Here is a 12590-nt window from a genome sequence, read left to right as displayed (position 1 = left end):
AGATCCCTTCCTGCTTTCGGCAGCCGGCCATTCGTTCTCGCCCGGTCTCCCTGCTCCCGATCGGATCCTGACAGCGCAGCTCGTCCGTTCGCATTGCCGTCTTCCGGCAATCTTTACGTACTCTTGATGCCGTGCGGCGCACGCTGGGTGGGCACGCCCCGTTGATCTCCGCGCGCCAGAGAGTCGCTGTCGGCGCGACAAGGAACGGGAGAGGTCATGGCAGAGCAGGAGACGCCGGAGAAGTATCTGAAGGGGTATGCCGAGACACTCACGAGTGCCTGCGCCACCGGGCGGAAGCTCACCCGTGACGAACTGGACTCCCTCCGGATCCAGGGAGAGCGGGCCGCCGAGGCGGGCATCGGCCTGCGCGCCCTGGTCCGAGCCCACCTTGCCGCCGCCCAGACGGTACGGCGAGGGCTGGCGCCCGCAGGTGCCGACCACCTTCTCGCCTGCGTCGAACAGGCTGTGGACGCCTTCGTCGAAGGCCACGAGCGGGCACAGCGTCTCGCAGTGCGTCAGGAGGAGGCGGCCCGCCGTGAGTTCGTCGACGACCTGCTCTATGGCCGCAGCGACCTGGGCCGGCTCGCCGAGCGCGCCGTACGCTTCGGGCTCCTGCTCTCCCACGCCCACGCGGTCGCCGTGGCACAGGGCAACGCCCCCTATGACGACGGCCATCCGCTCACCCGCCGGGTCGAGTCCGCGCTCGTCGCCCGATTCGGTGACCGGCGCATCCTTCTCACCACGAAGGACGGACGGCTGATCTGCATCGCGCCGGGCGACCAGTCCGACGTACTCGGCTTCTTCGCGAAGCAGGCGTACGCGGCGACGGACGGTGGCCGGGTCGCTGTCGGCCGTCCCCACCCGGGCGCCGGCGGAGTCGTCCACTCCTACGAGGAGGCGCTGAACGCCTTGGACCTGGCAGACCGCATGGGGCTGGAAGACCCGGTACTGCATGCCTCGGACCTTCTGGTCTATCCGGTACTGACCCGCGACCGGCAGGCCATGGCCGAGCTCGTGCGCAGCGTCCTCGGCCCGCTCAAGGGCGCCCGCGGTGGAGCCCGGCCGCTGCTCGACACCCTCATCGCCTACTTCGACACGGGCTGTGTGGCGGCGGAGGCGGCACGCCGACTGTCGTTGAGCGTGCGTGCGCTGACGTACCGGCTCGACCGCATCCACAAGCTCACGGGGGTCGACCCGGGTGACCCCATCCACCGCTACACCCTCCAGACGGCGGTCATCGGAGCCCGATTGCTCGACTGGCCGAACCAGGACCTCTGAGGGAGAAGGCGCCTCCATGGCTCCGGGGCGGCCAGTGCCCAGCCGCTTCGCCGGGCCACACCCTGGCGGAGTTTTCGCGACTCAAGCGGATGAAATTAGACAGAAGCCGCTAATGAAGCATGGGAGGCGGAAGGGTGACAGGCGCACCCCTCGATCGTCACTGCCCGGATACGGCAATCTAGGCGCAGCAAACTCTGCCGGAGACCGGAATCGAACGCGCGCCATACCTGCATCGCCGGTGGTCGCGGCGCCCCCGAGGGTCATGGTCCGGAGTTTCTGCAGCTCAGAGTGCCCGCCCTGAGCAAAGACGGCCTTCATTCGGGCACGCTTCGCCAACGACTCGCGACGTTCGGTAAACAGGAGTTCGTCTCCGCATAACGGTCCAGTCACGCTCGCTGGCCGTTTCCCCGGTTACTCATCGTTATGTGATTCGCGTCACCCAAGGGTGCGTAAAGGACGTGCTAAAACTGCGCAACTCCGCAAACCGGCCCCACCCGTCGCCGTGGTGCGGAGGTGCCGGCACGCGCCGGCAGCACGACCAGGGTGATCACGGTCCGAGTCCGCGGACGGTGCCACCCGGGGTCGCCGATCGGACAACGGCGTTCGCTCAAAGACCGCACATCACCCGGCGCTCCTCCCAGGCGCCGGTTTCCTGCGCCATCGAGGTAGCCACTGTGTCACTCGACTCCATCACCAATTCCGTCGACAAGGCTGTCAGCGGATTCTTCGAGCCCATCGCCACCTGGCTCGGAGAGGTCGTCTTCTTCTCCGTTCGCGTTGGCGGAGCGGACCTGCCCCTCATCGTCGCCTGGCTCGTGATCGCCGGCCTGGTGTTCAGCAGCTGGTTCGGCCTGGTACAGATACGCAAGTTCCGCCTCGCGGTCGACGTGGTGCGCGGCAAGTACGACGAGAAGGGGTCGGCCGGTGAGGTCAACCACTTCCAGGCACTGACCGCCGCCGTCTCCGGCACGGTCGGCCTCGGCAACATCGCGGGTGTGGCTGTCGCCGTGTCCATCGGTGGTCCCGGCGCGACCTTCTGGATGATCCTCTGCGGCCTGCTGGGTATGGCCACCAAGTTCGTCGAGGTCACCCTCGGTGTGAAGTACCGCGAGGTGCACGCCGACGGCACCGTCTCCGGCGGCCCCATGCACTACCTCCCCAAGGGCCTCGCCGACCGCTTCGGCAAGAACGGCAAGACCCTCGGCAAGGTCCTCGCGGTCCTCGCCTCCTTCATGGTCCTGTTCTTCGGCCTCTTCGGCGGCAACCTCTTCCAGGTCAACCAGAGCTACGCGCAGCTCGTCTCCGTCGCCGGCGGCGAGAACGGCGCTCTCGGCTCCTCCGCCGGCGCCCTGTTCTTCGGCATCCTGATCGCCGCGATCGTGGGCATCGTGCTGCTCGGCGGAATCCGCTCCATCGCCAACGTCACCAGCAAGCTGGTCCCGGCCATGGCGGGCATCTACATCGCCGCCTGCCTGGTCGTCATCCTGGTGAACGTCAGCGCCGTCCCCGACGCCGTCGCCTCGATCATCGAGGGTGCTTTCGCCCCGGAGGGCGTCGCCGGCGGTGTCCTCGGCGCACTGATCATCGGCTTCAAGCGTGCCGCCTTCTCCAACGAGGCCGGCCTCGGCTCCGCCCCGATCGCCCACTCCGCGGTGAAGACCAAGCACCCCGCCAGCGAGGGCCTGGTCGCCCTGCTGGAGCCCTTCATCGACACCGTGGTCATCTGCACCATGACGGCCCTGACCATCGTGATCGCCAACCCGGCGAGCTGGGCCGAGGCGCGCGCGGGTGAGTCCATCGGTGGCGTCACCATCACCTCCGACGCCTTCGGCACGGTGCTTCCCTGGTTCCCGTACATCCTCACCCTCGCGGTGATGCTGTTCGCCATCTCGACGGTGCTGACCTGGGGCTACTACTGCCTCAAGGCCTGGACGCACCTCTTCGGCCGCAGCAAGGCCAGCGAGATCACCTTCAAGGTGCTCTACACGCTGTTCGCCGTCGCCGGCTCCCTGCTCACGCTGCAGACGCTGATCGACATGGCCGACGCCGTTCTCTTCATGCTGGCCGTCATCAACATCATCGGCCTCTACCTCCTCGCCCCGGTCGTCAAGCGCGAACTGAACTCCTTCCTGGAGTTCGTCCGCGCCCGTAAGGCCGGCGAGACGGACGACGTCGACGAGGACCAGGAGCCGGTGAAGACCACCGTCTGACCGCCCCCGCGGCCCGGCTCCCGAGGGGGCCCGCATACGCCCGCGCCTTGCGTATGCGGGCCCCCTCACCACATTCCCGCAGATCAAGCGCCGTCTGGTGACCGCGCTTCGTTCTGGATAGGGTGTTAAGAACGCGTCAAGGAGACGCGGGGTGTGCCGGGAAGTCTGGTCGGCGTCAAGGGCGCAGTGTGCCCGCTCCATCGACGGCCCGGAGGCCCCTCCTCATGTCAGACGCCCCGCGTCAGCGCACCACGTTCCTCGGTCTGCTGCCTCTGCCCGAGCGCAACGCCGTGGCCGACGCACTGCGCACCGAGACCATCGGCGGTCTGGTGCTGCTCGCCGCGGCCGTCGTGGCGCTCATCTGGGCGAACACCCCATGGAGCGACGTCTACGAGCAGATACGCGACTTCCACTTCGGGATTCCCGCACTCGGCCTCGATCTCTCGGTCGGACACTGGACCGCTGACGGGCTGCTCGCCGTCTTCTTCCTGGTCGCCGGAATCGAACTCAAGCGAGAACTGGTCGTCGGCGAACTGCGTACGCCCGCCACGGCCGCACTGCCCGTCATCGCCGCGATCTGCGGAATGGTGGTACCCGCCGGCGTCTACCTCGTCACCACGTTCTCCGGCGGTGGCACCGCCCAGGGCTGGGCCGTGCCGATGGCCACCGACATCGCCTTCGCACTCGCGGTCCTGGCCGTCCTGAGCACTCATCTCCCGGCCGCCCTGCGAGCCTTCCTCCTCACCCTCGCCGTCGTCGACGACCTCGGCGCGATCCTGATCATCGCGATCTTCTTCACCAGCGACCTGAACTTCTGGGCGCTGGGCGGCGCCTTCGCCGGACTGGGCGTCTTCTACGCCCTCCAGCGGTTCCGTGTGCGCGGCTGGTGGTGGTACGTACCGCTCGGCATCGCCATCTGGGCGCTGATGTACAACGGCGGAGTCCACGCGACCGTCGCCGGCGTGGCCATGGGCCTGATCCTGCGTACCACCCGCGACAAGGGCGAGGACTCCACACCCGCCGAGCGGACCTCGCATCTGCTGCACCCCGTCTCGGCGGGAGTGGCTGTGCCGCTGTTCGCCCTGTTCGCCGCCGGCGTGAGCGTCTCGGCGGCGGCCCTGGGCGAGGTGTTCACCCGCCCGGAGCCGCTCGGCGTCGTCCTCGGCCTCGTCGTCGGCAAGACGGTCGGCATCTTCGCGGGCACGTACCTCGCGGCACGATTCACGCGAGCCCGTCTCAACCCGGACCTGGAATGGGCGGACGTCTTCTCCCTCGCCGTCCTGGCCGGTATCGGCTTCACCGTCGCCCTCCTCGTCGGCGAACTCGCGTTCACCGACCCCGCCGACGCCGAACGCATCAAGGCCGCGGTGCTCGTCGGATCCCTGATGGCGTCGGGCCTCGCCGCACTGCTGATCAAACGCCGCAACGCGGTCTACCGCCGCCTCTACGAGGAGGAGACGCGCGACGACGACGCCGACGGGATCCCCGACATCTACCAGCGGGCCGGTTCCGCACCCGGCAGTGCCCGGACCGAAAGGTAAGGAGACGGGGATGCGGGCGTGGGATCCGGCTGCTCGCGATAAGTCGGCCAGGCCTCGCGGCCGTCGGCGCCGAGTTCTCCGGGAGCCATGGTGAACGGCCGGGCCTCACTGCTGACCGTCGCCATCGTGGTCGCCGCACTCGTGATCAGGATCGCTGTCGCCGAGCTGAGAAGGCCCGGAAGCGCTCGGGTCCGGTTGGCCTTTCTCTCCAACACCCGGGCGTTGACCGCAGGCGCGGTGACAGCAGCCGTGCTCGGTCTCCTCGGCTGGCAGAGCTCCGGATACGGCGCGCTGGCGTGGGCGGTTCTCGCGGGAGTTCTGGTCGCGTTCATCGTGGACCGCCGACCACCCGAGACCTGACACACGGATCCTGACACAGCGGGTCCCACGCCAACGTCACTCGCGTTAGTCTCTAACTAAAGTTAGTCGCTAACGCTTGGGGTCGGCATGTCTTCTGTGGTGGTTGTCGGGGCGGGACCGACAGGGCTCGCCCTGGCTTGCGGGCTCGCCGCTGCCGGGGTCCGGGTCCGCGTGGTGGAGAAGCGTCAGGAACCCGCGACCACCTCACGCGCGCTCGGGCTGCAGCCACGCGGCGCAGAGGTGCTCGACCGGCTCGGCGCTCTGGCCGACCTGCCCGAGCGCTCAGTAGGCATCGCCCGGGTGGTCACCCACGTCAACGGCAAACCCATGGCCGACCTGCAGGTCGGCCGGCCGATGAAACTGGTGACGCGGCCCGGTCTGCTGATGTCCCAGGTGGACGTGGAAGCAGCCTTGAGGCAGCGGCTGAGTGAGCTGGGGGTCGAGGTCGAGTGGGGAAAGGAACTGCTCGCCGTTGCACAGGACGTGTCCGGTGTGACCCTGTCGTTCCCGGGGGAGCAGATCCGGTCGACGTGGCTGATCGGGTGCGACGGCGCCCACAGCCGTGTGCGCAAGGCGGCAGGCATCGACTTTCCCGGCGTTTCCGTCATCGAGAACTTCCTGCTGGCCGACGTGCAGGCCGATCTGCCCCTACCGCCGGACACCGTGTCCGTGTGGCTCCGGGCGGACAGTATGCTCGGCGCCTTCCCTTTGCCCGGTCACCGTGTCTGGCGTCTCATGGCCCCGGCGCGAGCGGAGGACCTGGACCCCGGAGCCGACGGCATCGCCAACGAGCTGACCCGGCAGCTCCGGGACCATGCCGGCCTCGCTCCCTCGCTCGTGGCGAAGGTGCTGTGGACCTCTACCTTCCGTATCCACCGCCGTCTGGCGTCCACGTACCGGCGTGGCCGGATCCTTCTCGCCGGCGACGCCGCACACATCCACAGCCCCTTCGGCGGCCAGGGAATGAACACCGGGCTCGGAGACGCGGAGAACCTCGCGTGGAAGCTGGCGCTGGTCACCCACGGGTCCGCGTCCGACGCGCTGCTGGACACCTACGAGGCCGAGCGCAGGCCCATCGCCCGCGAGGTGCTGGCATCCACGAGTTCCCTCACCCGCATGGTCGTCGGTGACACTGCCTTCGCCCGGGTCGCGCGCGACCACGTCTTCGTACCGCTGATGAACCGGCCGCTGGTGCAAAGGCTCATCTGGGAACAGTCGTCGCAACTGAAGATCCACTACCGCACCGGTCCCCTTGGTGCCCGATTTGGCGGGCGGGGGCCGCTCGGCACTCCGCGGGCCGGTGACCGGGTGCCGGATCTGCCGTGCAGGCGCACCGACCGCTCCTCCACCCGGCTCCATGCGGAACTCGGAGCCCGCTGGGTGCTCCTGGTCCCCGCACCCGGCGACGGGGAGGCCTACCTCGCGGTGGCCGAGCGACACCTCGGACCGGCGATGGCCGTCATTCCCCTGGTGCCGTCCGCCTCCAAGCGCCGTTGCGTCATGCTGGTAAGGCCCGACGGGCATCTGGCCTGGAAGGGCGGCTCGACAACCTCGCTCGACACCTGGCTCAGGCACAAACTCGGCACCACGACGCATCACACCCCGGAGAGCGACGAGACATGAACCGCCCGGCGACCCCACCAACGGGCCTACGCGAACGCAAGAAGGCACAGACCCGCCGCACCATTCAGGAACAGGCACTCCGGCTGTTCCTGAGCCAGGGGTACGACAACACCACGGTCGACGAGATCGCCCGTGCCGCCGGTGTCTCGAGCATGACGTTCTTCCGCCACTTCCCCACCAAGGAATCGGTCGTCGAATCCGACGACTACGACCCCTTGATCGTCGCGCTCATCGAACAGCGACCGCCCGAGGAGACACCGCTCGCCGCGCTCCACCACGCCCTGGGCGAAGGACTTGCCGCCGTCTACGCCACCGACCGGGACGCACTCCTCGTCCGCACGCGCCTCATCCTGAGAACGCCGGCCCTTCGTGCCAGGCTCTGGGAAAACCAGCACGCCACAGAACAGATGCTCACCAAAGCGCTCGCAGCCCGCTCCGGACAGGAACCAGACCTTCCCCTCCGGGTGATTGCCGCCGCCGCCCTCGCAGCGCTCACAGCCACCCTTGCCATCTGGGTGGAAGGCGACGGCGAAGCCCATCTGCCGAACCTCGTCGACGAGGCCTTCACCACCCTCGACCGATAGAGCCCTACGGCGAGGGCTAAACCTACGCCAACTCACATGTGGATCATCGGCTTTGAGTGGGCTTGACCCAGAACGGCTCGGCCCCGCGCGCTGGGGCGATGTCGTGACGGCACGTGATGAGTCGGCGCATTCACTCGTATCGTCCGGCCGGCACCCCAATCGGGTGGAGCCGAATCGGCGATGAAGTGCGTCGCGTGCTCCTGCTCACCGACACTCTCACCGCCCTGAAGGCGCGTGGACCTCTTGGTTCACTAGCCCAGTTGGTGCCCTTATGTGATGATGAAGACCTCTCCGCGTCCGACGAGGTCTGACTGTCGCGAGAAGTCATCGAACGGTTCATCGCCCCGCTGACCTGACGCGCAGCGCAAGGAGGATGATTCATGATTCCCATGACGATCGGTACGGTCGTGGCAACTACAGGACTTATCTTCCTTGCCGACTCCAAGGGTACGGCGACGAAGGTGTACGCGTTCTACGCCGACTTCATGCCCGTCGGCAGGGCAACGGTCAACTCCATCCGCTTCGCAGGTGCCATTGCCGTTCTCGTAGGTGGCTTTTGGATAGCGACTGCCGTCATTTGAGTAGCAGGCGTCGCCGCTCCTCTCGCGGGTGCGCTTGACCGCACATCACTGGCCGGTTCGAGAGCGGGCTTGTCAGTGTGGTCTCGACGTGGGCGCGCCTCGGTAGTCGGACGGCCGTTGAACGCGCCCCCGCTGCCGGAGCCGCCGACGAGCCTGCGCGCCCAGAAGAATGGAACGGCTGCCGACCACCTACCACTTCTCTGAACTAGGAGTTCGTGTGCGCCGGATGAGCAGTCCTGCAAGAGACAACGAAGTGCCGAAGCATCAGATATGGGCTTCAGACGATGCGCACGTTGGATGCGGCGAGGATGCCGACGCGCATCTGCCGGTACTCATAGCGGGTGAGTTAGCCGTGCTCGGTGGCCACGCTCACCCCCTCTCATAGTGACGCCCGGCCACATGCGGGCGCGACCGGGCCGGAGTTGGTGGCTGATCAGGACTCGGGGCAGAGCGTCTTGCGCAGCCCGATGTTGAGGTGACTTCCGTCGTCATCGGTCAGTGTGACGCCGTCGTAGGAGAACCGCTGCGCAGCACTGTGGTCGGGGTTCGTCGCGCCGCCGTCGAGGGACGAGCACTGGTTGCGGGCCGCGTTGATGGCCTTCTCTTCGTCATGGGTGAGGTTGCCGTTGACGTCGTGGATGGCTGCGAGGACGGCGTCGCGCTCGGCGCCGGTGGGCTCGGGCGGTATGCCGGCGTTCTTGGCGGCGCCGCTGTCGTCTACGGCACTCGACGCCTGGGCTACGGTGCTCTTGATGGTGTCGGCCTTGCTCTCGCTGCCCTTGTCGCTGCTGCAGCCGACGACGGTGACGGCGAGTATGGCGACGATGGGCACGGTGGTAGTGCGGATGCGCATGATTCCCCCCTGGTATGACACGAGTAGGAACATGGTGCGGCACGTGGGGTGCTGGGCCTGCGGCGGTCATGGAGTTGTGACGTGATGCGGACGCGCTTGAAGCGATCCGCTTCCCGCGGCGGCGCTGCATCCAGGACGGATCGCCGTGCTGGTGCTCGCGATGCTGCGGCCGCAGGTCCCGTTGGGATGAGGCGAGGCGCGCAGAACCCCGGCCTGCGGTCCCGGCAGCCGGTCGAGTAGATCGAGCACCGGCAGGAGGAGCTGATGGAGCCCTCCGAAAGCGAGCTCCATCTCCGACTCGATGCCCTCGACCCGCAGCACGCGCATGCCGTCCGCGTGGGCGGCCGCATGCTCGAGGAGAGTGGTCTTGCCGATGCCGGCCTCGCCGTGCAGCAGCAGTGAACTGCTCGCTCCGCGCCGAGAGTTGGCGAGCATCCGCTCAACGTGGCGTCGTTCCTCTGCGCGCCCCTGCACCGTCCGCTCCCCCGCCCCGCCCCGCCCCGCCAGCAACCGAGCATCGTGATCGACACTCTACGTCGGGGGGGAGGGGCGATGCCGCAACGGGCCGTCCTCAAGCGCCTTCGAGCACCGGCCGGATCTCGATGGTCTCCAAGGTGCCAAGCCCCTTGGCGAGTTCCACGGCTTCCTCACGGTCGGCCACGTCGATGACGAACCAGCCGCCCAGGGTCTCCTCGCCGGCGTGTGCGGGCCCGTCGGTCACAGTGGCGGGCGCTCCTTCGGTGGTCTTGCGCACGGTCGCCGCGGAGGCCGACTCGGTGTCCAGGGCATCGCCACTGATCAGTTTGCCTGCCGCCGCGATCTTGCCGATCCAGGTCTCGTACGCCGCTCGGTGAGCGGCCCGGTCGGTCCGGATCCGGTGGCGCGACTCGTCTGTCTCGAAGATCACGAGTGCGTACTTCATGAGCGTTCCTTTTCGTTGCTTCGTTGTTCGGTGCTTCGTTGTTCGGTGCTTCGTTGCGTGCGGACACGGACGCCGATACGGGCGAGTGCGCCGATCTCCAGGGCTGTCCACAGAGCCCCGTCCGGGCCCAGGGCGATCCCGTGCGGCTCCGAGATCCGGGTCGCCCGCCATCTCGCTGACGCCCACCAGGACCTCCTGCCGGATTCGACCCGGCCTGTGCGCGGTGCGTGGGGCACCAGGGCACTGTGGCCCGGTGGGCCGATTCGGACCTGTACGCGGGTTCGGCGGGCGCGGCCCGCGAGCACCGGGCCCATCACCTCTTCGCACCGCCCCGTGCCGTCGGACGCAAGTGACGGACAGTCATTCCTCCGAGCAATCCACCACCAGTCACTCAATCGACTTCCTTCACCTCTCAGTCTGCGGCACTTACGGGCGAACCCCTCCGATGAATCCATGTCAGAGGCCTTGAGTGACGGGAGCGTTCACCCTTCGCCCGGAGCCGTTCGCCGCCTTCGGCCCCCCTCCCCCCCCACCCATCCGTGGACGACGCATGGTGCCCACGACACCTGAGGAGTTGTCATGACCACGCGCTTCCCGTACGGCAGAACCCTGCGCTCGATCGCCGCCGCCGCGGCGGCCCTCGTGCTCACCGTGTTCCCCGCGCTCTCCGCCCCTGCCGCGGCCCAGGAGGACACCGCGGAAGCGGCCGCCGGCTTCACGATGTACCTGAACGAGCGCGGAGCGAACCGCCCCGGCCTCGACCAGTTCGGCGCGGTCAGATCGACGGTCGTCTACGACGCCTTCGCCCTCACCTGCAGTTCGGCGGCGGGGCGACCGAGCCGGTCGCGCTCGACTTCGAGGCGATCCGCCGCCAGGAACGGTAGATGTCGTGCACACCGTCCTGGTCGTGGACCGGCGACCGTCCGTTCTCGGGCACGGACACCAGGTCGGGCAGGGCGGGGTCCTTGACGAGGTTGTCGGCGACGTCGATGCGGAAGCCGTCGACGCCGCGATCGAGCCAGAAGCGCAGGACGTCCTCGAACACCTCCCGCACCTCGGGGTTGTCCCAGTTGAAGTCGGGCTGCCCGGGCGCGAACAGGTGGAGGTACCACTCCCCCGCCGTACCGTCTGCCTCGATGACGCGGTACCAGGCCGGGCCGCCGAAGTGGGACGGCCAGTCGTTCGGCGGCAGTTCGCCGCTCTCACCGCGGCCGGGCCGGAAGTGGAAGCGCGCACGCTCGGGCGAACCGGGGCCCGCCGCCAGCGCCGCACGGAACCAGGAGTGCTGGTCGGAGCAGTGGTTGGGGACCATGTCGACGATGACGCGCAGATCCATCGCGTGGGCTTCGCGGATCAGCGCCTCGGCCTCGGCGAGGGTGCCGAAGAGCGGGTCGATGTCGCGGAAGTCGGCGACGTCGTAGCCTGCGTCGGCCATCGGCGAGACGTACCACGGGGAGATCCACAAGGCGTCGACGCCCAGGTCCCGCAGGTGCGCCAGCCGCGCGCGGATGCCCGCGACGTCGCCGACACCGTCACCGTTGCCGTCGGCGAAACTGCGCGGGTAGATCTGGTAGATGGCGGCACCGCGCCACCATTGCTGTGTGTCGGTCATCGACTGCCGGTCCTTTGCCGTACGGGGTGGGCTTCCGGTGGGTTCGGGCTCCCGCCGAGGGGTGTCCTCGACAGCCCGGAACACGGGCTAGTCGACGTCTGCCCTGGTGGTGCCCATCTTGAGGTCGTTGATCCAGTTGACCTCGTCCGTTTCCAGGACGTTGGTGTCGTACACGCCCCATCGCGGTTTGTTGCCCACGAGATCCCAGGTGCGTGCGTTGGCGACGTCGACGAACAGGTTGCCGTCCAGGTACACCTGGAACGACCCTGCAGTGCTGGACTGGGCGTTGATGCCCAGCTCGATCTTGTGCCAGGTCTCCGCCGTCCACGGCACGGCGCCCACCTGATTCCACTGCTCGCCCGGTGAGACGTACCACACGCGGAGGTAACCGTCGAGGATCATCATGATCACCGGGTAGTTCTGGTCGTGCTGCTCACCGGTGCCGTTCGACTTCCACTGGAAGGAGACTCCCCACCCGTCGGTGAGGGTCATCTGCTCCCAGCCGAACCAGTACGCCTTCCCACTGGTGAAGTTGTACTCGGAGCCGCCGACCATGACACCGTACGACTCGCAGCGCGTCGTGCCCGCCTTGCCGACGAAACCCCAGCGCTTGCCGCGTCCGTCACCCCAGTCCGGGGTGTAGACGTAGTTGCCCTCGTCGCACAGGAACTCGCGGAAGGTCATCCCGTTGTCGGCGTCGCCGTTCCAGACCACCGCAGCGTTCGCGGGTGTCGCCATGACGAGCGTCATCGCGGCCGCGACGGCGGCCGGTGCCAGCAGACGCCGGCGGAGAGTGTGGCGTGCCATGTGTCCTCCTCGTGTGGGGGGGTGCTGAGGGGATCTACTACTGCCAGACGCGGACGTAGTCGACGTACATGTGGGAGCGGCGGTCCAGGGGGCGTCGTAGATGGAGCCCACGGCCCACTCGGCGGCCTCGCTCGAGATCACCGGGAACATCGGCACCTGGCTGATCAGATTCGGGTCGGTGATGTCGCGCACCAGTTGTTCGGTACATGACAGGCATGA

11 protein-coding genes and 1 pseudogene are annotated in these 12590 nt (G+C 67.9%); 7 read left to right on the top strand and 5 right to left on the bottom strand.

Going from position 1 to position 12590, the window contains the following annotated elements; translation table 11 throughout:
- Positions 1 to 216 precede the first annotated feature (216 nt).
- The 7 genes from OG766_RS35050 to OG766_RS35020 all read left to right on the top strand — a co-directional run bounded on the left by OG766_RS35050 (position 217) and on the right by OG766_RS35020 (position 8177).
- Entirely contained in the window at positions 217 to 1278 is a 1062-nt protein-coding gene (locus OG766_RS35050; protein WP_266389256.1) for a PucR family transcriptional regulator, read from the top strand.
- Between the two features lie 674 nt (positions 1279 to 1952).
- Positions 1953 to 3488 carry an alanine/glycine:cation symporter family protein gene (locus OG766_RS35045; protein WP_328727200.1) on the top strand — a complete coding sequence of 512 codons (1536 nt, stop codon included), beginning with the start codon at positions 1953 to 1955 and terminating at the stop codon, positions 3486 to 3488.
- A 224-nt stretch (positions 3489 to 3712) separates the two neighbouring features.
- Entirely contained in the window at positions 3713 to 5029 is a 1317-nt protein-coding gene (gene nhaA, locus OG766_RS35040; protein ID WP_328727199.1) for a Na+/H+ antiporter NhaA, read from the top strand.
- 87 nt (positions 5030 to 5116) lie between these two features.
- Complete coding sequence (locus OG766_RS35035; RefSeq protein WP_328727198.1) at positions 5117 to 5389, top strand: hypothetical protein; 273 nt, start codon at positions 5117 to 5119, stop codon at positions 5387 to 5389.
- Positions 5390 to 5476: 87 nt separating this feature from the next.
- Entirely contained in the window at positions 5477 to 7012 is a 1536-nt protein-coding gene (locus OG766_RS35030; protein WP_328727197.1) for an FAD-dependent oxidoreductase, read from the top strand.
- Positions 7009 to 7596 (top strand): TetR/AcrR family transcriptional regulator, encoded by a 588-nt coding sequence (locus OG766_RS35025; protein ID WP_328727196.1) that lies wholly within the window; start codon positions 7009 to 7011, stop codon positions 7594 to 7596. Before OG766_RS35030 ends, OG766_RS35025 begins: the two co-directional genes overlap by 4 nt.
- A 380-nt stretch (positions 7597 to 7976) precedes the next feature.
- Positions 7977 to 8177: a hypothetical protein gene (locus OG766_RS35020; RefSeq protein ID WP_266389241.1), complete on the top strand. Its 201-nt coding sequence runs from the start codon at positions 7977 to 7979 to the stop codon at positions 8175 to 8177.
- 433 nt (positions 8178 to 8610) lie between these two features.
- Here the strand turns inward: OG766_RS35020 and OG766_RS35015 are convergent, their stop codons facing one another.
- From OG766_RS35015 to OG766_RS34995, 5 genes and pseudogenes are all read right to left on the bottom strand, one after another.
- Positions 8611 to 9030, bottom strand: a complete 420-nt coding sequence (locus OG766_RS35015; protein WP_266389239.1) for a hypothetical protein — start codon at positions 9028 to 9030, stop codon at positions 8611 to 8613.
- Positions 9031 to 9096: 66 nt separating this feature from the next.
- Complete coding sequence (locus OG766_RS35010) at positions 9097 to 9504, bottom strand: ATP-binding protein (RefSeq protein ID WP_328727195.1); 408 nt, start codon at positions 9502 to 9504, stop codon at positions 9097 to 9099.
- 97 nt (positions 9505 to 9601) lie between these two features.
- Entirely contained in the window at positions 9602 to 9952 is a 351-nt protein-coding gene (locus OG766_RS35005) for a YciI family protein (protein ID WP_328727194.1), read from the bottom strand.
- An 847-nt stretch (positions 9953 to 10799) separates the two neighbouring features.
- A pseudogene (locus OG766_RS35000) lies at positions 10800 to 11564 on the bottom strand (alpha-amylase family glycosyl hydrolase); the annotation flags it as partial.
- A gap of 87 nt (positions 11565 to 11651) precedes the next feature.
- On the bottom strand, positions 11652 to 12371 hold the full coding sequence (locus OG766_RS34995; RefSeq protein WP_328727193.1) for a heparin lyase I family protein: 720 nt from the start codon (positions 12369 to 12371) through the stop codon (positions 11652 to 11654).
- Positions 12372 to 12590: the final 219 nt, after the last annotated feature.

The organism is Streptomyces sp. NBC_00259 (assembly GCF_036181745.1).
Lineage (GTDB): Bacteria > Actinomycetota > Actinomycetes > Streptomycetales > Streptomycetaceae > Streptomyces > Streptomyces pratisoli.
The sequence above is the reverse complement of the archived record's forward strand: the minus strand, read 5'-3'. Positions and strand labels throughout refer to the sequence as shown.

Excerpts from the sequence above, each read along its gene's own strand:
- OG766_RS35025 (WP_328727196.1), top strand. The coding sequence starts at position 7,009 with ATGAACCGCCCGGCGACCCCACCAACGGGCCTACGCGAACGCAAGAAG.
- OG766_RS35020 (WP_266389241.1), top strand. The coding sequence starts at position 7,977 with ATGATTCCCATGACGATCGGTACGGTCGTGGCAACTACAGGACTTATC.
- OG766_RS34995 (WP_328727193.1), bottom strand. The coding sequence starts at position 12,371 with ATGGCACGCCACACTCTCCGCCGGCGTCTGCTGGCACCGGCCGCCGTC.
- OG766_RS35015 (WP_266389239.1), bottom strand. The coding sequence starts at position 9,030 with ATGCGCATCCGCACTACCACCGTGCCCATCGTCGCCATACTCGCCGTC.
- OG766_RS35005 (WP_328727194.1), bottom strand. The coding sequence starts at position 9,952 with ATGAAGTACGCACTCGTGATCTTCGAGACAGACGAGTCGCGCCACCGG.
- OG766_RS35030 (WP_328727197.1), top strand. The coding sequence starts at position 5,477 with ATGTCTTCTGTGGTGGTTGTCGGGGCGGGACCGACAGGGCTCGCCCTG.
- nhaA (WP_328727199.1), top strand. The coding sequence starts at position 3,713 with ATGTCAGACGCCCCGCGTCAGCGCACCACGTTCCTCGGTCTGCTGCCT.
- OG766_RS35050 (WP_266389256.1), top strand. The coding sequence starts at position 217 with ATGGCAGAGCAGGAGACGCCGGAGAAGTATCTGAAGGGGTATGCCGAG.
- OG766_RS35035 (WP_328727198.1), top strand. The coding sequence starts at position 5,117 with ATGGTGAACGGCCGGGCCTCACTGCTGACCGTCGCCATCGTGGTCGCC.